Here is a 25,153-nt window from a genome sequence, read left to right as displayed (position 1 = left end):
AATCATTAACAACGAACTACCAACAATGTTAAGCAGAGTAGCTGATTCAATTTACTGGTTAAATCGCTATATCGAAAGGGCAGAAAATGTTGCTCGTTTTATCGATGTCAATCTTAATTTGATCTTAGATTTACCAGAGGGAGTTTCTCCCCAATGGAAACCTTTAATTTCGGTTACAGGAGACTTAGATCAGTTTAATAGTCGCTATGAGGAAGTAAATAATCGCAATGTTATTCAGTTTCTTTGCTTTGATACTAGCTATGAAAACTCGATTATTTCTTGTTTAAGCAAAGCCAGAGAAAATGCGCGCTCAATTCGTGAAGTGATCTCCTCGGAAATGTGGGAGGAAGTCAATTCTTTCTATTTAATGGTCAAAGAGGTTTCTGCTGGTAGTTCTTTTAAAGCCTTGCCAAAACTATTTAGTAAAGTGAAAATGGCGAGCCATCGTTTTGCAGGAGTGATGGATGCTACCATGTCTCATAACGAAGGTTGGCAGTTTGGACAAATGGGTAGATTACTAGAACGAGCCGATAAAACCACTCGGATTGTAGATGTGAAATACTTTCTGCTATTACCCTCTGTCGAATGGGTTGGTACTCCCTTGGATCGGATTCAATGGATGGCTCTACTCAAGTCTGCTAGTGCTTACGAAATGTACCGAAAATCTCAGCACTATATTACTCCTAGTAGCGTCGCCGAATTTTTAATTTTAGACCGACAATTTCCTCGTTCAATTCACTTTTGCCTGTGGCAAACTCAGCAACGTCTACATGAGATTACTCAAACACCTCCTGGTAGTTGGTGTAATGGTGCAGAAAGAGCTTTAGGCAAATTGTGTTCTCGACTTAGTTACTTGACGATCGAAGATATTATTCAGTCTGGGCTACATGAGTTTCTAGACGACATGCAAAGTTCAATTAATGAGGTAGGAAAAGAAATTTATACTACTTTTATTGCTTTAAGCGATTCCTTCTGTGCTATACCAAATAAGCCATCAAACGATCTACAGCTTTCCTCAGCCAGTAATACTCAAGCCTCATCTGCTGAGATTGCGTCCCCGCAGCGATCGCTTTAACCAACTTCAGAGTTTTACTTTATCGGTATTACCCCTAACTCAAGGAAGTTCAGATTTTATCGATCTTGATGGTAATAATTTAATCAAGCTGTGGTTCGATCGACCAACTAACAAGTTGAGTATCCAGACTTTAGCTAGGGTAGAAACAAGCTGTACTAATCCTTTTACTTACTTACTTGAGCCTTGGGCGATTACTCTTCCGTTTGACTATCCCAGCTCTGTTTTACAACAATTAGAACCCTACTTGCGTCCCTATAGCTTTGTTCAGGATAGCTCAGCCTTAGAACTTGCTCAAGAAATTGCGATCGCCACCCAAGGAAATACCCTCAACTTTCTTTTTACTCTCAATCAACGTATCTATCAAGACTGTCAGTACATCATTAGAGATATCGGTGAACCTTTTCCCGCTGGAGTTACCTGGAGGGATAAACAAGGCTCTTGTCGCGACTATGCAGTGCTATTCATGGAGGTTTGCCGAGCGATCGGTATTGCAGCGCGGTTTGTTAGTGGCTACCAGGAAGGAGATTCAACCCAACAGTCAAGAGATCTTCATGCTTGGGTAGAAGTATATTTACCTGGCGCGGGTTGGCGGGGTTACGATCCCACTCTCGGATTGATAGTTAGCGATCGCCATATACCCCTAGCTGCTAGCGCTATTCCTCGATATGCTGCTGCGGTGGAGGGGGCAGTAGTACCTGTAGTCATTGGTGCAAACGCGATCGCTGAACTTCAGGCACAAATATCGCTGACGGTTTTATAGGTGGTCTTGACCACGCTTTTATGACGCTAAAATAGCACCAGCAAACAACTCTGACCAAGATTTACTGGTAGCATCTGGGCTAGCCACTATCTCCACTATTGCTGATTTAGCCGTTGGCTGAGATAGTGATTCAACACATACCTGAGCTACTTTTTGTCTGGGTATACTACCGTCAAACAGGGTATCAGCCTGAGACATAATGATGTTATCAGCATTATCTTCTTCTTTTAGCCCTCCAGGTCTAACGATTGTGTAGGGAATACCGCTAGCCTGAATATAATTCTCCGCCTGTTTTTTCCAATACAAGATGAGCCAAAACAGATTTAACGGGTGAAAAAACTTAGAAGTGCAGAGAGAAGATACTAAAACGAAATGCTCTATGCCCTGTCTTTGGGCAGCATCGACTAAATTTTTCGTTCCTTCATAATCTACTTTATATGGCCCAGTCGGATCCAAACTGGGGCTAGCACCAGTGGCACAAATTAAGGCGCTACAATCACTAAGACTAGACTCAAAGGTAGCTGGATTTAAAACATCTCCTTCAATTAATTTAGTTGTCTCAGGCAATATTGTTCTAGCTTGCTCCAGATTTCTCACTAACGCTGTGACAGAAATATCTTTATCGATTAATTGTCTAACAATATGTTGGCCCGTTTTTCCTGTAGCTCCTGCAACAAATACTCGCATAAGATCTAAATCACACCCATATGACTAAAAAAGTGTTTAGCTAATAATTAACCCCTTTATTGTAATCATATTAACAATAAGGATTGCCTAGAAAACGTTAGTTTAAAATTAGTTTAAAAAGTGACATGCAGTCTAAATTTATCAATCATTCACAAAATACCTTTTTAGAAATTTCTTCTTCTGACTCTATGCAGCTTACCTATACTGATTCTATTGAACAACAAAGAACGTTTGCCTTTAAAGTTAGTTTCAATGGCCGAATGGATATGTATAGTGATCTCGACACCGTAGCTAAATATCTTGATGCTCATGAAGGCTGGTTTTGTCGTTGCGCTCAACCAATGAAGGTCGAACCTGTGGCTGATAACGGCTATATCCTGACTGTTGGTAAATTTGGTTCATTTGGTTATGAAGTTGAGCCAAAAATTGCTGTGGTGTTAAATCCTCCAGTGGATCGAGTTTATTTAATGCAGACTATTCCTCTGCCTGACTGTGATGAAGCATATGAAGTGAACTATCGCGCCAAAATGAAACTACAAGAGGTAGCTGTTGATGCTTGTCAGACATCAAGCAAAGGTTTATTTAACCAGCAGACAAACATTCCTCAACTTATTACTGAAGTAAGCTGGGGTTTAGATCTTCAAGTTAAGGTTGAGTTTCCCCAATTTATTAGCAAACTCTCACCTAATTTGATTCAGGCTACTGGCGATCGCTTATTAGCTCAAATTGTACGCCAAATCTCACCTCGTTTAACTTACAAAGTGCAGCAGGATTTCCACAATAGCCACAGTCTTCCTATGCCACCCAAAAGTAGTAGACAACTGCATAAAGTTACTCATCCTCAACAATATGCGGTTTAAAACCTTTTTTCAATATTTGTTTTCAGCACTAATGGGAAACTCAGCTCAAGTAATTGCTGGGCTTCCCTAATTAATTTATTGATGATTTAACGATTTAAACGTACTGGCGATCGCACTTCAAACCAGTAAAATCGACTTTCTACATGTCGAGGATGTAATTAAGACATTAATCTATCGACAATTTTCTGGACAATTTGCATTCCTGTAACTGCTTGCCAACCAAATAAGCCTAGCAAGACAATGTTAAGGGAAACATGAGTAGTACGAGCAAGGCTATTACCCTTCTGCATCAAAGGGACTAAAGATGCCGAGACTGCAATTAGACTAGTCATCCCCAACCCCGCCAAGAGATGAGGGCCAACAAAAAGTTTACCGTTATTGATATAGGTAATTGCCATCCCGCCAATATTACCTACAACCATCAAAGCCAAAAGGAGCGATCCTGCTTGATGATGTCTTTCACCAAATTTCTGCTTGACTAGCTCTTTTCTAGTTTCTTTATCAGCAGTGCGAACTTTTTTATATTGCAGTCCCAAATACAATGCGTAAACAGTAAGACCTAGCAAGACCCACATCAGAATTGGATGACCAAACTGTGACCAAGTTTTGATGCCATCGGGAATTTCAAACGCCATATTATTTTCTTTTATTTAAATCAGCTTAAAACTTTATGAAAATTAACTTAACATAAAGCAACTTTGCAAAGCGAGAGAATGTGAGATTTTTTGCTCCTTTTTATTCAAACAAGAAATTTGGCTTGAGAGTAAAGCCATAAGTCCAGAAATTATTTGTTCGAGATTTGAGCGGACAGGGGTTATACTGCAAGCTTTAAGCTTCAATTTAGAATACTTGCGATTACGATTATTGTGATGTCATCATCCTCTGCAATCTTAAAACCCTGTCAATTGCCACCATTGCTGCAACCTGGCGATTTAGTGATCGCGATCGCCACGTCTGGGGCAGTTAAAAGTACTGATGCCCTAAAACAAGGCATAGCGGTTTGGCGCGATCGCGGTTATCGGCTGGAGATGGGTGAAAATTACCAATCTTGGTGTGGTTATTTGGCAGGGAGCGATCGCCAAAGACGGGCAGATTTAGCAGCAGCTTGGCATAATCCAGAATGTAAAGCCATTATTGCCGTCAGGGGTGGTTATGGTGGCGCAAGGTTACTGGAGGATTGGACTTGGGACGTTGCTCATTCTAAATGGGTAATTGGCTTTTCCGATCTTACTAGTATCTTATGGAGTTTAGCTACAGTAGGAGTATCGGGTCTTCATGCCTCGGTTTTAACTACTTTAGCAGCCGAACCAGAGTGGGCGATCGCTCGAATGTTTAATTACTTGGAAACAGGTCAGCTTGAGGCATTACAAGGTAGGTCAGGAGTCGCTGGACAGGCATCAGGAATTTTACTCCCAGGAAATTTAACCGTAGCGACTCATCTATTGAATACAACCATGCAGCCCAACTTGACTGGGGTAATTCTTGCTTTAGAAGATGTGACTGAATATCCCTATCGGATCGATCGCATGTTAACTCAGTGGCGCATGATGGGAGTTTTAAACCAGGTTAAAGGTATTGCTCTTGGTCGTTTTAGTCGTTGCGATCCCTATCCTGGTACGAGTAGCTGGACGCTGGCTGAAGTATTAAGCGATCGCTTAGAAGACTTAGGAATTCCGCTAATTTACGATCTGCCTTTTGGTCATGATGGGGTTAACGCTGCGTTGCCCGTAGGACAAGCAGTTAATCTCGATGGCGATAGAGGGGTTTTAAGCTGGTCTAATTCTGTTAGGATCGCAAACACAGACCACCGAAATTAAAGTTGAAGGAGAATCTTGTTTTGCCTCATTCTATTGTTACCGACATCTGCGAAGGAGTAGCTGATTGCGTTGATGCTTGTCCTGTCGCCTGTATTCACGATGGCCCTGGCAAGAATATTAAAGGAACAGAATGGTACTGGATTGATTTCGCTACCTGCATTGACTGTGGCATTTGTTTACAAGTATGTCCCGTTGAAGGCGCAATTCTTGCCGAAGAAAGACCAGATCTACAAAAAACCCCCCAATAATTTACAGCAGTTTTCAATTGAGTAGACACATTAATTTATCGAGGTAATGGGTAATGGGTAATGGGTAATGGGTTTTATCCAACTAAAATTGGCTGTAAGAGATTCTAATGGAATGAATTATGGCGGATCAGCTGTGAACTAACCTTAAACTGCATAAAATTAACTTAATACTGCGTAGTAATTAAGAGTCTGGATATTTTAGCTAGTTAGGGAAGTATTCGGGCGGTAGCGTCGTAGATAGTGCCAAAGTACTATTTGCGCGCTACTAAATATAGCCGTACAAAATTAGATTAGGACATTAATAATAATCGGCTCGTAAGTAGGAAATAGGAAATAGGAAATAGCGCGAAATTCCGTTGCCCTAAAGGACTAGCTTCGCGTCGCGCGGGTCTCCCGCGTTAAGGAAATTTCGTAAGACGGAAGTAGTATTTCAAAAATGCCCTAACGTTTTTACGTAGGACTATACAAGAGAAATTAGAAATAACTGAATAAAAAATAAGTTCCAGGCGCGATCGCGATCGCTGGTAAAAATGAACCAACGCGAATTTTAACTAACTCTAATAAATTGCAGCCAATTGCCACAATCATTAAGCCCCCAACCCCAATAATAATTAACAGATAAGGGTTATTTTCCGCATCAGGGACTGTATTTGCCACCAATCCAACCATTAAGGACAATCCACCCTGATAAATCAGGATAATCAAGGCAGAAAATCCTACTCCCACACCATAAATATTTGCCAAGGCGATGGAAATCACGCCATCCATAGTTGATTTGATGGTTAAGAGAGTATTGTCACCATTTAAGCCGTTATTAAAGCTGCCAATTAAAGCCATTGGCCCAACACAAAATAGTAAGCTACTGGCAACAAATCCTTCGGTGAATCTTCCTTGTCCCTTAAATTTCTGTTTTAACCAATCTCCCAAAATAGTCAATCTTTCCTCGATCTGTAACCATTCTCCGATTACTCCACCGATTACCATTGCCAAAAGACCTAAAACAGCCCCATCTATTCCTCCTGCTGCCACTTGACTCATGCTGTTTGCCATACTTAAGCCAATCCAAATTGTAAGTAAGCCAACTCCTTGAGTAATAATAGTTTGCACTTTGGCAGAAAGGCGATCTTTGAAGAGTAAACCTAACCCCGTACCCACTAACACGCTAAAAATATTGATCCAAGTACCACTTGTTTTTGTCCAGAAATCTAAATTCAAGATAATTCTAAGTTTGATAAAAAAAGCCCTACTGTAAAGTAGGACTCCAAAATTAAACATTAATCAGCAAAAACTGTGTTAACGAACCGTATCAGCTAACTGATCTACGCGAATTGGCTTGATAAAATACATTTTGATTAGTTCTACACCATTAGAAACATAGTGAGGCAATTTACGCAGTAACTTAACTGGTGCAGGGGCATTAGAACTAGCGATCGCCGACAATTTTTCGTTATTGGCAACACACTTTTCTAAACGCTGATAAAAATCAGGATGTTCTACATCCAACACTACAGGAAATACTCTGCCAGCAGTGGCATTTGTTTGTTTAATTACGTGCTTATCGTATTCGCGAGCATCTAAGCCTAGAGACTCATAGAAGTGATAACGCTGCACGTCATTGAGGTACATGGTGGCAAACACCGAAAGTAAGAAAAAACGACTCCAGAGTCTTGCTTTAAGATCATTTAAAAACTGAGGCTGAGACTTCATGATCGCATCGAAGAAGTCACCATGACGGTTTTCATCTTGACACCAGTTTTCAAAAAAGCTGAAGATCGGATAAATTTCGTTTTCTGGGTGCTGTTGAAGATGACGGAAAATAGTAATGTAGCGCCAGTAGCCAATCTTTTCCGAGAGGTAAGTCGCGTAAAAAATAAACTTAGGTTTAAAAAAAGTATATTTACGGCTTTTAGTCAAAAATCCTAAATCTAGAGAAAGATTAAAGTCAGACAATGCCTTGTTTAAAAACCCAGCATGACGAGCTTCATCTCTTGCCATCAACGTAAAGATTTCCGCCAAAACGGGGCTTCTATCTTTTAAACGTCTACCCAATTCTTTATAGAGCAAAAAGCCTGAGAATTCGGCAGTACAAGAACGTTCTAAAAACTCGATAAATACTTTGCGAGTCTCGCCACTAATATTATCCCAAGACTTTTGAAACTGCTCATCTCTGACAAAATGATGGCGGTTATAGTCAACGCGAAACTCTTCTAAAATTGCCTGAAGTTCGTCTTCGTTGAGGGAGATGTCCATGTTGGCCATCTCTTCAAAATCGGTTGTATAAAAGCGAGGGGTGAGAATAGTCTCTTCCGCAGGAGATTTGACTCCAGGGCGTACTTCCTCAAACTGCGGTTTTTTAAGGCTGTCTACCATTGTTAATACTTAACTTTTTTTTATTAAAGCAATCTGTGACTCTCAATTGCCATCATCAGAGGTTACTAGGTACTTATTCTCTAACAGTTGGAAAGTCTTTCAACATTTTGTTAACGAATGTTTACTACTATGCATTTGGTATCGATGAGTAGGGGCGTTCGCAATACTTCTCGTTTAAGCTTTGTTATTGATCGGTTGAGTAGTAGGTAGTAGGTAGTAGGTAGTAAGTAGTAGGTTTTTAGAGGCGGAGATTGTTAATTAAAGGCGAATATGATCCCATATTTTACTCATTCTCAAACATAAAATTGACCGCAGTAATTGTCTTAACCGAGAAGTAGAAGTATTGGGGGCGTTCACCCCTACCAGGTTTATCGGTTAATTGTTATTTCTGCCAATTGACAAAATTGCGATCGACCCAATCTATCCCCACCTCGTTATTTAGCCTGATTTTTTTTGGCGCGTCGGCATAAATCTTGCTCAAAATACCTGCATCTTGTTCGACAACAACCTTACTCAGTCCTAAAAATTGATTTTTCAATAATCTTGCGAAAGGATTAATAGACTCGCCAAACAATAAAACATAGGTACGAGTTTTTGTTGCTGATTCTGGAGTAAAAAGATGACATTGAACCATTTTTCCCCAGGGATTTTCACCATAGAAAATAACTAAACTAGGAAAATAATTCTCTAAATGAGCTTCAATAACATCAGGAACTATTAACTGCTTAGGTTGTTGTAGCTTTTGCCACCAGGTTTTTGGAGCAATGGGAGCATTGAATAAAGCTTCGGAATGATAGCCGTTATCAGTGAATTTTTCAAATCTGACTTCGGTAATTTCAAATAAGTCTCGATGTGTACCATTCTGATGATTGTAATCGTGCATAATCCTCAGCATCGATCGCAAATCTGTCTCGACACTGGTATCAGCGGTTGCGCCAATAAATTCATATTCTTGAGCAATCTTTTCCAGAACGTTGGGAATTGGGATTTTCGGTTCACAATTTCCATAAGACCAAATAAAATCACCTTGGATTATTAGTTCTAAAGATTCTAATTGCGGTAATGTTTTTTGCTTAGTTCCTGGTAATATAGTGCAACCATTGTGGTCAAACTCTAGAGCATGAAACGGACAGACAACATTACTAGAGCCATCTGCTTGAACATTACACCAGCCTTCAGATAGCATTGCACCCATATGAGGGCAGACGTTAGATAAACTGCTAATTTGCCCTGTGGAATCCTGCCAAATTACATAATCTTTGCCGTAAAGAGAAACTTTGAACGGTTGGTTTATTGATAGCATCGATCTATGAGCGACTAGCCACGGCGCACCTTCTAACATAGACATCTTAAATATTTCCTCAATAAAAAATTGGCATCGAAAAATTTGCATCAGCAATTTCCCTACGACAACTAAAATATAAAGTGTCGTGAGTTTGCGATCGCTGGTATGAAAGTATTTAATAGCTTTCAGCTCTAATTCTTGTTAATAAGCTTCCAGAAAACTAGCTTTATTTGATCTTAATATATGACACTTTATTCGCTTTTGTCAAGATGAAAAACCCAAAAACTTCTCTGCGTCGTCAACCTCAGCAGCAACGCAGTCAGAAGCGAGTTGAACAGATTTTAAATGCAGCAGCAATTGTTTTTGATGAAGTGGGTTTTGAGGCTGCTACCACTCATGCGATCGCGGCTCGTGCTAAGACAGCAGTAGGTTCACTCTATCAATTCTTTCCTGATAAGTTAGCCATTTTTAATGCTTTAGAGTTGCGTCATGTAGAGCGGGTACATATTATGTGGGACAAATTATTTCGTCCTGAAATCATACAGCTACCATTTGTGGACTTCATCCACATCTTAGTTACTCAAGCCGAGCAACTATTTAAGCAACCTACTTCTAGAATAGTTTTTAGGCAATTTTTTGTTTCCCCAACTATTTTTAAAAACATAGATACCAGCTTTACTCAAGAAGCGATTAAATTTGCGGCGCGGTTGTTACAAGCTCGTAATCCTAAGTTATCAGAGCAAAGAAGTCTGATCCTAGCTGAAATCTGCGTTAATGCGACGAATGCTCTAATTTTATTAGCTCTAAGTTCTGATCAAGCTCATAATCAAGTAATCATTACAGAAATTGAGGCTCTCTTGAAAGCTTATTTAATCGCTGATGTGGGAGATGATGCAGTTAGTCAGATAATTAAACCGCTCGATCAGTTGATTAGCTGCTACAAGCTTAATTCTCGCCAAAGTCTGATCCTCAACTACGCTTTTAATCATCCTGAAATTACGATCAAAAACTGTGAGCGTCTGTTTCCTGATGTTTCCCGACGCACTTTACAAAGAGATCTTAAAATCTTGAGCGATCGCCAATTATTACTTTTTCAAGGTAATACCGATCAACGCTGCTATCGGCTTAATTTAGAGGTAATCGACTTATGACAACTTGCGACAACTATCCATGAAACCAATCACCCTTCGATGTGTTTGATTACTTTCCAAAAAAACAGCCTAATTTAAGCTACTTTTTTAAATTTTCACCTAATCTAAAATTAATTAGCTACCATAAAATAAACCCATTGCAAACCATACAAAGGTTAATAATTAAACTAAAGATTTTGATTAAGCTGGCTTGTGATTAAGCTAGCAGATTAATTTTTGTTCAGACTAATTTTATCTTAAATTCCTAATAGCAACTTTGCTAAACTTTAGATTCTCAATAAGTTATTCGTGTTATATTTAGATTGTCAATAATTTTCACTTAATGAGAGAGCAAGAGTTATGTCTACTACTACAGGGTTACTGCGTCCTTATGGTCATGTTGAAGACAATCCAGTTTTATTGGATAAAAGTGTTACTGAGCCAGTGTGCGAAGGTTTTAATGCTGTCTTATCAAGCTTTCAAGGTTTATACTTGCAATATCAAAAACATCATTTTGTAGTCGAAGGTTCAGAATATTATTCCCTGCACGAATTCTTTGCCGAAAGCTACGAAGAAGTTCAAGGACACGTTCATGAAATTGGCGAAAGACAAAACGGCTTGGGTGGTATTCCTGCTGCTAGCTTTAGTAAATTAGCTGAATTATGCTGCTTTGAACAAGAAGATGATGGTGTCTTTGGTGAACGTCAGATGGTAGAACATGACTTGTTGGCAGAACAAGAGATTATCAAACTATTGCGTCAACAAGCAGCTCAAGCAGAGAGCTTAGGCGATCGCGCTACTCGCTATTTATACGAGCAGATCTTGCTAAAAACCGAAGAAAGAGCCTATCATTTGCAGCATTTCTTAGTTCACGATAGCTTGACTTTAGCTTTTGTTGGTAACCGCGCCAATGGTTCAAATTAGGATTAAAATCGAGTATAAAATTCACCCCAATTCCCTAAATCTCTGTATCTCTACCATCCAAACTAGTTAACGATTTAACCAAACTCGATCTTAGTGGTTATTCGTTAACTTTTGACTGTTTAAAACAGCTTGGATCTCTTGTCTAAGTTTTTGTCTAGTCTGGACTTCAAGAAACTGTTTTTGTAAAATTTGCCATTCTAGCCACTTCTGATATCGAGTTCTTAACAGCAAATCTGCCAGTTCGGGCATTTTTTCCGCAATCGGCGATCGCAATACTTTTTCTAGCACCTCGATCAAAACATGAATATCTTGAATCTGGCCTAAAATTTCTTGAACTGCTTCTATTCGTTTAAGATAGTCATGATAGGACTTTCCATAAAATTGAGCAAATAACTCTAAACTGTAGCGAGTTTTTTTTGCCGATTTACGTAGATCGTGTAAAAAAGTAGCTTCTAATTCTAAAAGTCGATCTATTGCCTCCATATTGTCGACTGTTGGAAATTCAATTTTACCTTCTTTGAGTTCTACCCCCACTAACCAGCCTGGATGCAGTAAAAATTCGGAAACGGAAGGCAAAAGCAAATCTGGCAACACAAAATTAAGAGAATAGTCTCCAGATACTTTATACTTTGGTCGTTTGAGCCAATCCTTTAGTTCCTGCTTAAGTTCTAGATAGAGCTTACTGTTGAGAGTTTTATGAACTTGCTTTAATTTATCGTTACGTCTTTTGCCTAGAGATTTGATCGCTTTATCTAAAATCTTCTGCTCTTTATCCGACAATAGCGGTCGATAATTATTGCTTAAAACTTCGAGCAAAACATCTAAATCTCGAAGCGCACCTAAAGAATGTCCGATTTTTCCCAGCTTTTTGACCGTCACGATTTCTGGTAGATTCATCGCCCAAGCCAAGCTGGCGATCGCACTTCGTAAGCGTCTTAATCCTACTCGCATTTGGTGCAAGTCTTCTGGGTCTTTATCTTTAAACACCCCAGCTTCATGTTTAAATATTAGGCGACTGTGTTTAGCGATCGCTTGCTCGGCTAGTTTTTTCACAGCCACTACGCTATTTTTCTCGGTAGTCTTTAATGAACGCTTACTCATCGGGGGTAAAGTTAGTGTTGTCTAAAAGTTCTTGTTTAGATTGCTCTAGCTGATGCCAAAGCTGCTTGATTTCCATATAAGTTGCTTCAGGAGATATTTTGCCATTGGCTTCTAAATTGCAGAGATAGGATACCTGTTGGGCAAACTCTTGTAGATTGGAATTAAAAGCTAAATTGCTCGGGCTAAACTCACCGTGATATTTGCCTATAGGGTGTAAAAAACTGTCTTGGAAATTTTGTGTCACTATTACTTCTCCAGATACTTACTTCACTCATACTTTTAGTATAAAAGAAATAGGTTGAAGAAAAGCAGTTTTTTAAAGCTAAAAGCTAGTAAATTAGCATAAAGTAATTTATATTAAGCGTAATAAATAAATCTACTTAAAGATAGATAGTTAATCAATTAACCCTCTTTTTTATCCGCTAAAACTACTATTGTCGATTAATCTATATTCACATTTTCAACTATCAACCAACTAAAAAATGAATGTAGAAGCACACAAATTTTAATAGCTGCTTGTGAATTTTAAACGGTTTGTTTCAATTTTAATTAGCGTTGCGATCCTGCTTTATATCTATACTCAGATTGATGTTGTCAATTTGCTCAAAGTATTGCAAAATTGCGATCGCCTGATGTTAATGATCAGTTTAGTCATGGTAATTCCCATCACCTTAGTTACCTCCTGGCGGTTACAGCAGTTAGTACCCCACCATAGTTTGGGGTTTTTGGAAGCCAATCGTTTAATTTTGGGTGCCAGTGTCCTCAACATGGTTTTACCATCCAAAATGGGAGATATCGCCAAGTCATATTTCATGGCTGAAAGGTCGAAGATTAACGGTAGCCTGGCTCTTTCGATCTCTATCTTTGAAAAAACCTGCGATTTACTCTCGCTCTTATTGTGGTGCGTATTTGGTCTATTACTCTATCCTGCCAAAGATAGTCTATTTTGGCTGATGACCGCAGGGGTTGGAATCGGCTTAGGGATTGGTTTACTGATGCTAGGGTCACAATCTTTTGCTGATTGGTTTTTCGCGATCGCCATTAAGTTTGCACCTCAAAAACTTAAGTCTAAACTTGAGAAAATGCAGGCTTCTTGGGGAGAAATGCATGATTATTTTTGGTCAGACAAACAGCAATTATTAATTATTACCAGTACATCAGTATTCATCTGGTTTTTACATCTGCTGCAAATTTGGCTCTTTATCCTGGCTTTAAAAGCGATCGCGCCTTTTTTGGTTAGTTTGGCACTTTCCCCTTTATCAATTCTGGCGGGATTACTACCGCTAACTTTTGCGGGAATTGGTACGCGGGATGCTGCCATAATTTACTTTTATCAAGACTACTTCAATGAGGCTACTGGCGCAGCTTTAGGATTATTGTGTACTTCTCGCTATTTTATTCCAGCGCTGATTGGCTTGCCTTTTCTAGGACAAATGCTTGGTGCTGCGAAAAAGATTAATCATTGAACATCTTAAATTTTCTCATACCAATTCTCTATGAAAATGCATTAAATCAGATTTGACCCCTTTGCCTCTTTGCCCCAAACTAAGCGGGATAAACGTCTTTGCGTCTTTGCGTCTTTGCGCGATACTTACAATCAAAATATTAAGTACAACTTTAAAAAGAAATGGTACTACTGCTATGAAAAACTGGACAAAAAAAAGAGATTAGCAACTAAGCTAACCTCCAAAATACTGTTACGAAATCTAAAAATCTGTTGGCTTAACCCCCAGCCACAGCGGGAACAATACTCACTTCATCACCATCGCTAAGTGCTGTATCTGTACCTTCTAAAAATCGAATATCTTCACTGTTGACGTAAAGATTTAAGAAACGACGGGGTTGACCACTTTCATCGCAAATACGAGCTTTGATACCTGGACAGTTGGTTTCCAAAGCGTCGATCAGTTGATCGATATTGCCACCATCACATTCAATAGTTGCCTGATTGTTAGTGAACTTTTGCAAGGGAGTTGGAACTAATACTTTAACGGTCATAATCGATTGAAAAATAAATAAATGATGAACAAGACTTGATGGACTTGAAGGTAATATTTTAAGTTCCCACTGTTAAGTTCTTACTATGTTTAATCCAGAACAGCTCAAAAACAGGCTTACAATCAAATTCCATTTACTTCTAACAAACAACTAACAAACAGCGACTAAACGCTGGCTTGTTGCCACTCCAAACGCTCTAAAGTACGTGAACGTTCTAGCGCACGCTCGAAGCTATCTAATTTTGGCTCGATGGTTAAAGGCTCACCGATATATCCTTGTACTGCTTCTTGGGTTTTTAAACCGTTACCAGTGATATAAACAACTGTTTTCTCGTCAGGATTGATTTTACCAGCTTCTACCAGCTTCTTGAGAACAGCAATAGTCGTACCACCAGCAGTTTCGGTAAAGATACCTTCAGTTTCTGCCAATAGCTTCATGCCTTCGATAATTTCGGCATCAGTGACGCTTTCAATATTACCGTTGGTTTTACGGGCAATGTCTAGGGCATAATAGCCATCAGCAGGATTGCCGATCGCAATCGATTTGGCGATCGTATTTGGCTTAACAGGAGTAACAAAGTCTCTGCCTTCTTTAAAGGCTTGAGCAATAGGTGAACAACCTTCTGCCTGTGCGCCACTAAAGCGAACTTGCTTGTCTTCAATTAAACCGACTTTGACAAATTCGTTAAAGCCTTTATAGATTTTGGTAAACAGAGAACCAGAGGCTAGAGGTGCCACGATATGATCGGGTAATTCCCAGCCTAACTGTTCTGCTACTTCGTAACCTAGAGTTTTAGAACCCTCAGAATAGTAGGGACGAAGGTTAATGTTGACGAAACCCCAGCCGTAGCTGTTACCTACTTCAGAACAAAGACGGTTTACTTGATCGTAGTTACCCTTCACCGCCATGACTGTAGGGTTATAGATCAGAGTCCCCATAATTTTTCCCGCTTCTAAATCCGCAGGAATAAATACGCAGCAGTCCATACCTGCATGAGCAGCGATCGCAGCAGTAGAATTGGCTAAGTTACCAGTACTAGCACAAGAAACAGTCGAAAAGCCGAGTTCTCTAGCACGGGTCAAGGCTACAGACACCACCCTATCTTTAAAGCTAAGAGTCGGCATGTTGACCGCATCGTTTTTGATATAAAGATTTTTTAGACCCAGACGACGCGCTAAACGGTTGGACTTGACCAAAGGAGTCATGCCTGTACCAACATCAATCGGATTTTCACTTTCTACAGGTAAGAATGCTTTGTAGCGCCAAATTGAATTAGGCCCTGCTGCAATACTTTCACGGCTAACCTGGCGACGAATTTCGTCATAATCGTAAGCAACTTCTAAAGGCGAAAACGTTTCTTCGCATACGTTCAGTGCTTTCAGTGGATACTTCACTCCACCTTCTTTGGATACCAAATGAGTAAAAGTGCGTCCTTTAGCGGTTTTGATGGGTGTCTGAGTCATGATTAAACATTTATTCCGTCAACAGTAATTGGATGTTATCACGAGTAAAAACCAAGAGTCAAACATACCCGATAATTTTAGTCGGGATTAATTTACCTAAAAAAATAAGCAAAAAAAAAGAGAGCAATTTCTTGATCTCAGACTAATTTTCAAAAATAGCTCTAGAGACAAAATTAAATATTAAATTCTAGTGTAATAGCGCGTCTAGGCTAAAGCACTGGGTTCATTTAAGTAGGGTGGGCAATGCCCACCCTACCGATTTTAATTATTTCAACCCAACAAGTTAGAGTGGACGCGCTACTACCAAGGTTAAAAATACTTTTTAGTCAATAAAGACAACTTTGCTTTAGTTGCAGCAGGAATCTTGTCAGGAGGAGTCAAAATGGCATATTTTAAAGCTGAATGAGCTATTGATTCTGGCGGATTGGCATTGAGCTTGTTAACTGTGGCTTTAATGACTAGTTGAGCATTGATGGCATTTTTATGTAGATTATCAATAATCATTTCCACCGTAACGCTATCGTGATCGAGATGCCAACAATCGTAATCTGTTACCAGAGCCAAGGTAGCATAGGCTATTTCTGCCTCTCTGGCTAATTTCGCCTCAGTCAAATTAGTCATGCCAATAATAGTGGCATCCCAACTACGGTAAAGATTAGATTCCGCCTTGGTAGAAAATGCAGGGCCCTCCATACAGACATAAGTGCCACCACGATGTAGATTAACTTCTGGCAAATTTAATGAATCCACAGCATCAGCCAAAATATCGGCAAGATTAGGACAAATAGGATCGCCAAAGGCAATATGAGCAACTAATCCCTCGCCAAAAAAGGTGGAAACGCGATTTTTAGTGCGATCGATAAACTGGTCAGGAATTACCATATCTAGAGGTTTAGCAGCTTCTTTGAGTGAGCCAACAGCAGAAGCAGAAATGATATATTCAACCCCTAATTGCTTCATCGCATGAATATTGGCACGAAAAGGTAATTCAGTAGGTAACAGGTGATGATTACGTCCATGACGAGCCAGAAAAGCCACCGTTGCACCCTCTAATTCACCAATGATGAGGGCATCGGAAGGATCGCCAAAAGGAGTAGTTAGTTTTACTTCCTGAACATCCTTGAGAGCATCCATTTTATATAACCCACTGCCGCCAATAATGCCAATTTTTGCCTCGATCATAAGCCTGTCAAATTTTAGTTATAATTATGCTCGATTATTTTAACGAGCCTGATAAACTTCCAGCATAAATTCATTTACCAAGGCGATTCGCTAAAATGCCAGGTTTCGTCTAATCTTCAACTTCAGTGGCTAATACCAAAGGCATAACTTCCGTCCCAGGATCGAAGGTAAGATTGTTGGAAAGGCGATCGCGAATTAATTTAGCAATCATTTGATTAATCCGATACATTTCTGGGCAAGAATTAAAACGATATTTAACATCGATAATTCGCTGTTTTTTCAGTAGGGTTTTACTTTTCTTTTTTTCTTCTACCTGTTTATTGCGGTTGCGCAGAAAAATATCAGGTTTTTCATCACGGCTTTTAATATCAGGCAAAATATCTGAAAGATAATTACACCAGTATCCTTTGAAGTTTTCACTCTTGGGATTCTTATAAAGCTTGAAACTATCCAACGTGGGAATATACAGAGAATAAAATTCTCCTTCTTTAACTACCTGAAAGTAACCCCAGTCTTTTTCCTGACGGTTGAGCAAGATATCTAGAGTCAATTCTAAAGAAGGTAGCTCAGTAACGGAAGTAGGGTAATTTTGTTGGCTATACATACATAACTAGAGAGAATGGGGATGTTGCTAAGAAAACCAAGATATGTTCAATTAATTAAAGGCACTAATTAAAACAATCTCTATAGAGTCGGTAAAATCATATAATCATGAATCTAGAAAAATTCCTAAGCTTAAGTGCAGGTAGATGGTTTAGTCAACGCACCAACTACTTTTTAGACCAGAATGAATCCGCCAGCAGCAAGGCCGATATTACCATTGAATTGCTGGCTGCCGATGATTCGCGGGTATTGGAACTTTGTCAGCAGCACAATTTAGACTCAAGTTTAGCTGTTGGTGGCGCAGTTCAAAGCTGGGATAATTCCGTTGACTGGGGCAAAGCCAAACAGGTGGGTTCAGCAACTATTGTTTTAGTTAGTAATCCAGATAGCGATACTACAGGAAAACTCATTCGTCTTCAAGATCCTCAAGTTTTTGGACAGTATGTATTAGGTCAAGATGAGGCACTAACTCTAACGATTGAAACTGACGAAATGTCTGCCGAAGAACGACAGTGGTTTGCCAGCGACAACTTCAAAATGCGTACCACAGTAGTCAAATACAGCGACGGTACCAAGCAAACCTCGTTTTACTCAGAAATTCGCAAAGCAGTGAGCAGTGAGCAATGAGCGATCGCTAATTAGTAATTAGTAATCAGTAATCAGTAATTAGTAACCAGTAATCAATTTACCTTCTAGATTGCAGTTGACGATAAACATCGCGGATATCCACCTTGTGATAAGCCAGGGCAACTAGGGTGTGATAGAGCAAGTCTGCCACTTCCGAGGCAATTTCTTCTGGTCGATCGTCTTTGCAAGCCATTACTACTTCAACTGATTCTTCGCCAATTTTCTTGAGAATTTTGTTGTCTCCTCCCGCAATTAACTGACAGGTATAGGAGGACTCGATAGGGTTAGCCAGGCGATCGCAAATTACGCGATAGACTTCTGATAAAGTGTCGGCAGGAGGTGCAATTTTGCTCTCATCGATCTGATGGAAACAGCTACGTTCCCCTGTATGACAGGCAATATCCCCAACCTGTTCAATGGTGATTAGTAAAGCATCACTATCACAATCGTAACGCAGCGATCGCACTTTTTGAATATGCCCTGAAGTTGCGCCCTTGTGCCATAATTCCTGACGGGATCTACTCCAGTACCAAGTTTCTCCCGTCGCCAAAGTTTTCTGTAACGATTCTTGATTCATCCACGCCATCATTAACACTGTACCATCAAGGTAGTCTTGGGCGATCGCTGGGACTAATCCTTGTTCATTGAAGCGAATTTTGTCTAGAGGTAAGTTGTAATTTTTAGTTTTACTTGAGGACATCGTAAATTAGCTTAGGACAATTAGGGTGATTGGCTTTATTGGTAGTAGGTAGTAATAAAAAACTTCCTAACATTGCCTAGTATTGCCATATAACTACTTTACAGGTTTACCAGCAAAAAAAAAGCTGCCTCACAGTCTGAAGCAGCTCCTTAAATCATTTGTATTAAAGCTTAAATCAATCTATATTCAATATAAGCTTCGTTAGAATTAACAATCTCCAGGCTGCCCCAAGATTCCAAATCTTTTAAATAATTAAGATTTTTCTTCGTATTGAGAACTTTACCGATTAAAGTATTTCTACTTTTGGTGATGTTACTTCTTAAAGTATGAATATTCATTTTTTTAGACTCGACACTCAATTATTTACCAATTTCATAAACAGTATAAATATTAATAGTTAATTATTAGCAAAGCTGAGATTATTTTTGATATTTGAAGACACTTCCTAGTTTAGTAAAGAGTTACAGCTTTATCAGTAGTATATTTGCCCAAGTATTTTGGCAACAAAAATCTAACTTTGCCTTATTTTTGCAACTTTAACAGTTACATAAGTAATCATAAAATATTTAACAATTAGTTAATAATAGTCAAAAGCCAAAAAATAAATCTCATAAATTTAATTAAATTTTTTTAGCTAATCGAGTCCTAAAAAAACTGGCAAGTTTAATTAACTCACCAGTAGATTAAAATTATTTGTCATTAGTTAAGACTATTGCTTGTCTTCAATTACTTGATCGATTAGACCATATTCCATCGCTTCATAAGCTGACATAAAATAATCGCGATCGGTATCTTTTTTGATTTTTTCGATCGATTGCCCCGTATTATCGGCCATCATTTGATTTAATTGGTCACGAAGGCGCAGAATTTCTTTGGCTTCAATATCAATATCTGTCGCCTGTCTGCGTCCTTGAACACCCCCTAAAGGCTGGTGAATCATGATCCGAGAATGAGGCAATGCTAAACGCTTACCTTTGGTGCCACCACAGAGCAAAAATGCCCCCATAGAGGCAGCTAAACCAACACAAATAGTTACTACCTCAGACTTGATGTGACGCATCGTGTCATAGATAGCTAATCCAGCAGTTACGGAACCACCAGGAGAGTTGATATAAAGGTAGATCGGTTTACCAGGATCTTCAGAATCCAGGTAGAGCATGATCGCAATAATTTGATTAGCTAGACTATCATTAACTCCTCGGCCGAGGAAAATAATGCGCTCACGATATAAGCGGTCATAAATGCTAATCCAGTCGCTATACTGCTGACCAGGCATTTGATAGGGAACTTTGGGAATACCAATGGGCATAGACTTTAATTTACCTTTATTAGGGGTTTCTAGTGTTCTTCTTGTTTAAAGCTGTGAATTATTAGCTTTGATTTAGCTAAAAGCTAAGAGCTAAAAGCTGAAAGCTGTATTTAACTAAGAGCAGCTACAGGAGTAGGCAGATCGCTAGTACTTTCTAGAACTTTATCGATTAAGCCGTAGTTCTTGGCATCTTGGGGAGTCATATAAAGCATTCTGTCTGTATCTTTTTCTAGCTTCTCTACTGATTGACCAGTGTTACGACTAAAAATTTCCAAGACAGCTCGCTTATTTTCAATGACTTCTTTGGCACGAATTTGAATATCGGTTGCTTGTCCTCTTGCACCCTGACGGGGTTGATGCAGAATAATTGTGCCGTTGGGCAAGCTGGCGCGATAGCCTTTGGCTCCAGAAGAGAGAATCATCGCTGCCGTTCCCATCGCCTGACCAATACAGATAGTATGTACTTGGGGCTTAATGTAGTCCATAGTGTCACAGATAGCAAAAGCTTCTGTTTCAAAACCAATGGAGTCTCCGCCATACCAAGAAGTACCAGTAGAGTTGATGTACATGGTAATTGGTTTGTCTGGATCATCAAATTGTAGAAAGAGTAATTGAGCTACGATCAACTCCGTAACGTCAATTCCCATTTGGTCTTTATACTCATCAGGAGAAACTAAAGGAAGACCTAAATAGATAATGCGCTCTTTTAATAGCAGAGAAGGTAAATCTGGGGGTGGAGTGCGATAGTTACCACCGCCTCCTCTATAGGGAGCTTGTACTGCCTGAATTGGTGAATCCATAGGTTTTACTTAGTAAATTTACCTCTTACGTTATATTGTTATCTACGCGACAAATTGACGGGAGAAACAATATCTAAGCTCTAATTATTGCTTTGATGTCAGAGTTCGTACAAATGATTTTAACGCATCTATCTACCAGGATTTACCTTGTTTTAACCTTTAAAACCGAACTTTAACCGTACTAACCGAACTATTGGTATTTTCAGTTATCAGCTACCCCATTCGACTATGGCTAGAACATATGGCTAGAACAATTGCTCTAATTGCCCACGACGCAAAGAAAGATGAAATGGTAAATTTTGCGCTTAACCATCAGCCTTTGTTGTCTCGCTATCATCTAATTGCTACAGGGATTACAGGGAAAAGAATTAAGGACGCAACTAAGCTCAAAATAGAAATTATGGCATCAGGTTCATTGGGAGGAGATGTCCAAATCGCTGCCAAAGTCGTTGCGGGGGAAGTGATTGCGGTAATTTTTTTAATCGATCCTTTAAACGCACAACCTGATGAGCCAGACATTCAAGCACTACTGCGGATTTGCAATTTACACTTAGTCCCTTTAGCGACTAATTTAGCCACAGCAGAAGCGATCGCCAATAGTTTTGCTCAAAGTTTGGTAGCTCATTTGATTTTTAATCCTATATCGGGTAATGGCAACGGCCAACAAGACTTGGAATTTATTAAGCAAACTTTAGAGCCTCATTTACACCTTGAGGTTCATTTAACTAGTCCTGATATCGATCCGCGAGAATTAGCCGAACAGGCGATCGCTCAGGATGCTGATTTGATTATTGCTTCGGGAGGTGATGGTACGATCTCGGCAGTGGCAGGGGCAGTTATCGGTACGGATATTCCTTTGGGCGTTATCCCTAGAGGCACGGCGAATGCTTTTAGTATGGCTTTGGGTATTACCCAGCAAATTAATCAACTTAGACGAGCTTGTGAAATAATTTTGGCAGGGAAAGTTAGAACCATTGATGCTGCTCTATGTAACAATTTGCCCTTAATTCTCTTGGCGGGGATTGGTTATGAAGCCGAAACGATCGAAAAAGCCGATCGCGAGGCTAAAAATCGCTGGGGTTCTTTGGCTTATATCATGGCAGGTTGGAGGCAGTTAGACGAACAGCAACTGTTTGAGGCGGAAATCGAAATTGCTGGAGAAATTAGAACTTTCCAGGCGGGGGCAATCACCATTGCCAATGCTGCACCACCCACATCAGTCTTAGCTCAAGGAATAGGTGAAGTGGTTGTCGATGACGGTTTGCTAGATATTACTATTGCCACGGTGGATAACAAGCTACAGGCGGTAACTACGCTCTTAGGCATGTTGGGGGCTGCCCTGATTAGAACTAACGCAGGATTAGATAATGTTGTTCATTTGCGATCGCCAAAAGTAAAAATTTCTGCCAACCCAATCCAAAAAGTTGTTTTAGATGGTGAAATTATCGGCAATACACCTCTAGAGATTGAATGCTTACCTCAAAGTCTCAAGGTATTTGCTCCTGTTCCCTAAAATAAGCATAATTTAGCAGCAATAGGCTAGAAACTTCAGTTCATTTGCTGTCCAATCGGGAGAAACTTACAATTGTTATTTTGCGACAATAAATACAATAGCTAATAATTATCCCAATCTGGTTAATTAAATTATTAATATTTAGTAGTTATTTATAGTTAAACCCGCTCAAAATTATCGCTCAAAATTAAATAGATGAAATTTAAGCATAAAATTACTCAACTAACCATTACAGGGGCAGTAAGTAGCATCTTAGCATCAGGTATCTTACTCAGTGCGATCGCCACCCAACAGACTCAAGCTGAAGTCTCTCAACTAGCTCAGGCTCTTGCGCCAGAAGAAGTTAATCTTCGTGCCAAACAAATTGTTGTCCGTATAGATGGAGCGAATGTTGGTTCTGGTTCAATCCTCGAATACCAGGATGGCAACTATACCGTCTTGACCAACTGGCACGTAATGAAAAATCAAGGGAGCTACACCGTACAGACTATTGATGGTCGAAAACATCAGGTAATAGCCAGCAGCATTAAACAATTGCCAGGGGTAGATCTGGCTATATTTCAATTTAGCAGTGACCAAAATTATCAAACTGCCGAATTGGGCGATTCTGGTAGCCTGAGTGAAGGACAAATTGTCTATTTTGCGGGCTATCCAGGGGAACTACGGCGGGAAGATAATCGCTATTATCGCTTTTTTACGGCTAATATAGTGGGTATTTTGCCAAAATCTACTGCAAATGGCTATTCTCTAATCTATAGTGGGGAAGCCTTTCCTGGGATGAGTGGAGGACCTGTTTTTAGTCGAGATGGGGTCATGATTGGAATTCATGGAGAAGCGAATGTTAATGCGATTTCAGGCGGTACTTCCAACTATGCAATTCCGATTGTTAGTTATCAACAGGCGATCGCTAAATTAGAGGCTCAACCCACCGCGCAAAATCCCCCAGCAGCAACCCCCAAACCTGAAGTGGCAGCCCAACAGCCAGCGACAAAACCCGCTCCCCCAGCCAAAACACCCGTCAAACCAACAGCTCCAAGCCAACCGTCACCAATTAATTCTAATAATGTTTCATCTGTACCAACCTTTGGTTCTGGCAGCAAACCAGCAACTAAACCCGCAAGCAAACCCGAAGTAATCGTCGAAACCGAAGCCGAACAACCAGTAGAACAGCCCAAACCAGCAAGCAAACCCGAAGTAATCGTCGAAACTGAAGCTAAACCCAATCAGCCAGAACAGCTAGAGGAGGTTTCAGTTACTAGCACCACTAAAAAAATTGCTTTAATCTCGCCTAAAACTGGGATTGATTACACTAAGCTGCGCGATCTCCTTAAGGAGGGTAAATGGTCAGAAGCAGATCTACATACCTATCAATTGGTTGAGCAGATTATCAAGTCCGCTAAAAATGATAATCAGCATATCTTTATCGAACTAAAAACTATTGCGGAATATTCTTGCCCTGATGTTAGAACCGTAGATTATCTCTGGAAGAAATACAGTAACAATCAATTTGGCTTTAGTCCGCAACAACAAGTGTGGCAGAACGTTAACCAAGATGGAGACTTTTCAACTCAAACTTGGCGACGTTTTGCTACTGAGGTAGGTTGGAAAAAAGGAGAAGTTGCCAACGGTAGCGGTTATCTGCTTTACGACGAGCTAGACTTTGAGCCGTCAAAAGCCCCCGCAGGTCATCTCCCCTGGTGGTTTGCGCTCCCAGATGAAGAACAAAATGTGATTAAATCCTTATTTGCTCGCTGCAATCTTAACCCCACCACCGCAGAGTTGGAAGCAGAAGCCAAAGCAAATTCTGCCGACACGGCTCAAAACCCTGGTAATAATGTAAATAGCAAGAATCAGCCTGACATCAACAAACCACCGAAATCTAAAAATTAAACTCAGCAATTACCAATGAAACACCATCAAATAGCTTTAAAAATCAAAACTACAGGTAAATCGCTCCATAACATTACTAGTCAAGTAGAACAGGCTGTGGCTAAATCTCATGTGGTTACAGGACTCTGTACAATTTTTATTCGCCATACTTCTGCTTCTTTATTAATCCAAGAAAATGCCGATCCTGATGTCTTAATTGATTTGGAGAACTTTTTTGCTCGGCTAGTACCAGAAGATGCCAGTCGCTATATCCACGGTGCAGAAGGACTGGATGATATGCCCGCTCATATTCGCTCGGCTCTAACCCATACCTCAGAACAGATCCCGATTTCTAACAGTAGGTTAGTTTTAGGGACTTGGCAGGGAATATATCTTTGGGAACATCGCCAACGTGGTAATTATCGAGAGATTATTGTTCATATCAGCGGTGAGTCATCTTGAGTCAAAAAACATATCACATCACCTCTTCTGCTGAATGGAAAGATGCCCAAATTCTGGGCGAATATCAACCGAAAGGATTTGCCCAATCACAGTTTATTCATCTTTCCTATCGTCATCAACTCTTGACCGTAGCTGAGCGTTTTTATGCCGAACAAAACGGACTTGTGATATTAGTGATCGATTCATCTAGAATAAAAGATGGTCTAATTGAGGAAAATCTGGAGGGGGGTATTGAATTATATCCTCACTTTTATGGTGTATTGCCTATTGATGCTGTGATTGAGGCGATCGCTTTTCCCTGTAATACTGATGGTGGCTTCGATCTGCCTGAAGAATTAAAAATTTGAATTATGACTTGAATCATTTATCT

27 protein-coding genes are annotated in these 25,153 nt (G+C 39.8%); 13 read left to right on the top strand and 14 right to left on the bottom strand.

What is annotated here, in order from left to right; genetic code table 11:
- Positions 1–25 precede the first annotated feature (25 nt).
- Positions 26–1,075, top strand: a complete 1,050-nt coding sequence (locus KME09_04460; GenBank protein MBW4533169.1) for an alpha-E domain-containing protein — start codon at positions 26–28, stop codon at positions 1,073–1,075.
- Entirely contained in the window at positions 975–1,835 is an 861-nt protein-coding gene (locus KME09_04455; protein ID MBW4533168.1) for a transglutaminase family protein, read from the top strand. The genes KME09_04460 and KME09_04455 overlap by 101 nt, the downstream gene beginning before the upstream one ends.
- A gap of 18 nt (positions 1,836–1,853) precedes the next feature.
- Here KME09_04455 and KME09_04450 read toward each other — a convergent pair whose 3' ends face one another.
- Positions 1,854–2,522, bottom strand: coding sequence for an SDR family oxidoreductase (locus KME09_04450; GenBank protein ID MBW4533167.1), 669 nt, complete (start codon positions 2,520–2,522; stop codon positions 1,854–1,856).
- Positions 2,523–2,647: 125 nt separating this feature from the next.
- Here KME09_04450 and KME09_04445 point away from each other — a divergent pair, with 125 nt between their 5' ends.
- Positions 2,648–3,382 (top strand): DUF1997 domain-containing protein, encoded by a 735-nt coding sequence (locus KME09_04445; protein ID MBW4533166.1) that lies wholly within the window; start codon positions 2,648–2,650, stop codon positions 3,380–3,382.
- Between the two features lie 158 nt (positions 3,383–3,540).
- Here KME09_04445 and KME09_04440 read toward each other — a convergent pair whose 3' ends face one another.
- Positions 3,541–4,017, bottom strand: coding sequence for a DUF4079 domain-containing protein (locus tag KME09_04440; GenBank protein MBW4533165.1), 477 nt, complete (start codon positions 4,015–4,017; stop codon positions 3,541–3,543).
- A gap of 234 nt (positions 4,018–4,251) precedes the next feature.
- Here KME09_04440 and KME09_04435 point away from each other — a divergent pair, with 234 nt between their 5' ends.
- Positions 4,252–5,199 (top strand): LD-carboxypeptidase, encoded by a 948-nt coding sequence (locus KME09_04435; protein ID MBW4533164.1) that lies wholly within the window; start codon positions 4,252–4,254, stop codon positions 5,197–5,199.
- A gap of 20 nt (positions 5,200–5,219) precedes the next feature.
- Positions 5,220–5,447: a ferredoxin family protein gene (locus KME09_04430; GenBank protein ID MBW4533163.1), complete on the top strand. Its 228-nt coding sequence runs from the start codon at positions 5,220–5,222 to the stop codon at positions 5,445–5,447.
- Positions 5,448–5,921: 474 nt separating this feature from the next.
- Here KME09_04430 and KME09_04425 read toward each other — a convergent pair whose 3' ends face one another.
- From KME09_04425 to KME09_04415, 3 genes are all read right to left on the bottom strand, one after another.
- Complete coding sequence (locus KME09_04425; protein MBW4533162.1) at positions 5,922–6,662, bottom strand: DUF554 domain-containing protein; 741 nt, start codon at positions 6,660–6,662, stop codon at positions 5,922–5,924.
- 78 nt (positions 6,663–6,740) lie between these two features.
- The gene (gene acsF / locus KME09_04420; GenBank protein MBW4533161.1) at positions 6,741–7,817 is read right to left on the bottom strand and encodes a magnesium-protoporphyrin IX monomethyl ester (oxidative) cyclase; all 1,077 of its coding nucleotides are present in this window, start codon (positions 7,815–7,817) and stop codon (positions 6,741–6,743) included.
- 382 nt (positions 7,818–8,199) lie between these two features.
- Complete coding sequence (locus KME09_04415) at positions 8,200–9,165, bottom strand: Rieske 2Fe-2S domain-containing protein (GenBank protein MBW4533160.1); 966 nt, start codon at positions 9,163–9,165, stop codon at positions 8,200–8,202.
- A gap of 206 nt (positions 9,166–9,371) precedes the next feature.
- Between KME09_04415 and KME09_04410 the strand changes: the two genes are divergently transcribed.
- Both KME09_04410 and KME09_04405 read left to right on the top strand, forming a co-directional pair.
- Positions 9,372–10,253: a TetR/AcrR family transcriptional regulator gene (locus KME09_04410; protein MBW4533159.1), complete on the top strand. Its 882-nt coding sequence runs from the start codon at positions 9,372–9,374 to the stop codon at positions 10,251–10,253.
- A 339-nt stretch (positions 10,254–10,592) separates the two neighbouring features.
- Positions 10,593–11,156: a DNA starvation/stationary phase protection protein gene (locus tag KME09_04405; GenBank protein ID MBW4533158.1), complete on the top strand. Its 564-nt coding sequence runs from the start codon at positions 10,593–10,595 to the stop codon at positions 11,154–11,156.
- Positions 11,157–11,246: 90 nt separating this feature from the next.
- Here KME09_04405 and KME09_04400 read toward each other — a convergent pair whose 3' ends face one another.
- Positions 11,247–12,257: a CHAD domain-containing protein gene (locus tag KME09_04400; protein MBW4533157.1), complete on the bottom strand. Its 1,011-nt coding sequence runs from the start codon at positions 12,255–12,257 to the stop codon at positions 11,247–11,249.
- Complete coding sequence (locus KME09_04395) at positions 12,250–12,504, bottom strand: hypothetical protein (protein ID MBW4533156.1); 255 nt, start codon at positions 12,502–12,504, stop codon at positions 12,250–12,252. Before KME09_04395 ends, KME09_04400 begins: the two co-directional genes overlap by 8 nt.
- Before the next feature lie 271 nt (positions 12,505–12,775).
- On the opposite strand from KME09_04395, the gene KME09_04390 reads away from it, so the two are divergent.
- Positions 12,776–13,723, top strand: a complete 948-nt coding sequence (locus KME09_04390) for a flippase-like domain-containing protein (GenBank protein ID MBW4533155.1) — start codon at positions 12,776–12,778, stop codon at positions 13,721–13,723.
- A 256-nt stretch (positions 13,724–13,979) separates the two neighbouring features.
- Here KME09_04390 and KME09_04385 read toward each other — a convergent pair whose 3' ends face one another.
- From KME09_04385 to KME09_04370, 4 genes are all read right to left on the bottom strand, one after another.
- On the bottom strand, positions 13,980–14,255 hold the full coding sequence (locus tag KME09_04385) for a MoaD/ThiS family protein (GenBank protein MBW4533154.1): 276 nt from the start codon (positions 14,253–14,255) through the stop codon (positions 13,980–13,982).
- A 164-nt stretch (positions 14,256–14,419) separates the two neighbouring features.
- Entirely contained in the window at positions 14,420–15,718 is a 1,299-nt protein-coding gene (locus KME09_04380) for a threonine synthase (GenBank protein ID MBW4533153.1), read from the bottom strand.
- A 309-nt stretch (positions 15,719–16,027) separates the two neighbouring features.
- Complete coding sequence (locus KME09_04375) at positions 16,028–16,900, bottom strand: S-methyl-5'-thioadenosine phosphorylase (GenBank protein ID MBW4533152.1); 873 nt, start codon at positions 16,898–16,900, stop codon at positions 16,028–16,030.
- Between the two features lie 109 nt (positions 16,901–17,009).
- Entirely contained in the window at positions 17,010–17,504 is a 495-nt protein-coding gene (locus KME09_04370) for a hypothetical protein (protein ID MBW4533151.1), read from the bottom strand.
- A 107-nt stretch (positions 17,505–17,611) separates the two neighbouring features.
- Here KME09_04370 and KME09_04365 point away from each other — a divergent pair, with 107 nt between their 5' ends.
- Positions 17,612–18,130 (top strand): phycobiliprotein lyase, encoded by a 519-nt coding sequence (locus KME09_04365; GenBank protein MBW4533150.1) that lies wholly within the window; start codon positions 17,612–17,614, stop codon positions 18,128–18,130.
- 58 nt (positions 18,131–18,188) lie between these two features.
- Here the strand turns inward: KME09_04365 and KME09_04360 are convergent, their stop codons facing one another.
- From KME09_04360 to KME09_04350, 3 genes are all read right to left on the bottom strand, one after another.
- Positions 18,189–18,830 carry a bifunctional phosphoribosyl-AMP cyclohydrolase/phosphoribosyl-ATP diphosphatase HisIE gene (locus KME09_04360; GenBank protein ID MBW4533149.1) on the bottom strand — a complete coding sequence of 214 codons (642 nt, stop codon included), beginning with the start codon at positions 18,828–18,830 and terminating at the stop codon, positions 18,189–18,191.
- A 709-nt stretch (positions 18,831–19,539) separates the two neighbouring features.
- Positions 19,540–20,106 carry an ATP-dependent Clp protease proteolytic subunit gene (locus tag KME09_04355; protein MBW4533148.1) on the bottom strand — a complete coding sequence of 189 codons (567 nt, stop codon included), beginning with the start codon at positions 20,104–20,106 and terminating at the stop codon, positions 19,540–19,542.
- 143 nt (positions 20,107–20,249) lie between these two features.
- Complete coding sequence (locus KME09_04350) at positions 20,250–20,939, bottom strand: ATP-dependent Clp protease proteolytic subunit (protein ID MBW4533147.1); 690 nt, start codon at positions 20,937–20,939, stop codon at positions 20,250–20,252.
- Positions 20,940–21,180: 241 nt separating this feature from the next.
- Between KME09_04350 and mgsA the strand changes: the two genes are divergently transcribed.
- The 4 genes from mgsA (at position 21,181) to KME09_04330 (ending at position 25,130) form a co-directional block, all read left to right on the top strand.
- On the top strand, positions 21,181–22,452 hold the full coding sequence (gene mgsA / locus KME09_04345) for a methylglyoxal synthase (protein MBW4533146.1): 1,272 nt from the start codon (positions 21,181–21,183) through the stop codon (positions 22,450–22,452).
- Positions 22,453–22,647: 195 nt separating this feature from the next.
- Positions 22,648–24,342: a GUN4 domain-containing protein gene (locus tag KME09_04340; GenBank protein ID MBW4533145.1), complete on the top strand. Its 1,695-nt coding sequence runs from the start codon at positions 22,648–22,650 to the stop codon at positions 24,340–24,342.
- Positions 24,343–24,357: 15 nt separating this feature from the next.
- The gene (locus tag KME09_04335) at positions 24,358–24,783 is read left to right on the top strand and encodes a secondary thiamine-phosphate synthase enzyme YjbQ (protein ID MBW4533144.1); all 426 of its coding nucleotides are present in this window, start codon (positions 24,358–24,360) and stop codon (positions 24,781–24,783) included.
- A complete protein-coding gene (locus tag KME09_04330; GenBank protein ID MBW4533143.1) occupies positions 24,780–25,130 on the top strand; it encodes a DUF952 domain-containing protein in 351 nt (116 codons plus the stop codon). The genes KME09_04335 and KME09_04330 overlap by 4 nt, the downstream gene beginning before the upstream one ends.
- Positions 25,131–25,153: the final 23 nt, after the last annotated feature.

It is taken from the genome of Pleurocapsa minor HA4230-MV1, assembly GCA_019359095.1.
In the GTDB taxonomy this organism is placed as follows: domain Bacteria; phylum Cyanobacteriota; class Cyanobacteriia; order Cyanobacteriales; family Xenococcaceae; genus Waterburya; species Waterburya minor.
The sequence above is the reverse complement of the archived record's forward strand: the minus strand, read 5'-3'. Positions and strand labels throughout refer to the sequence as shown.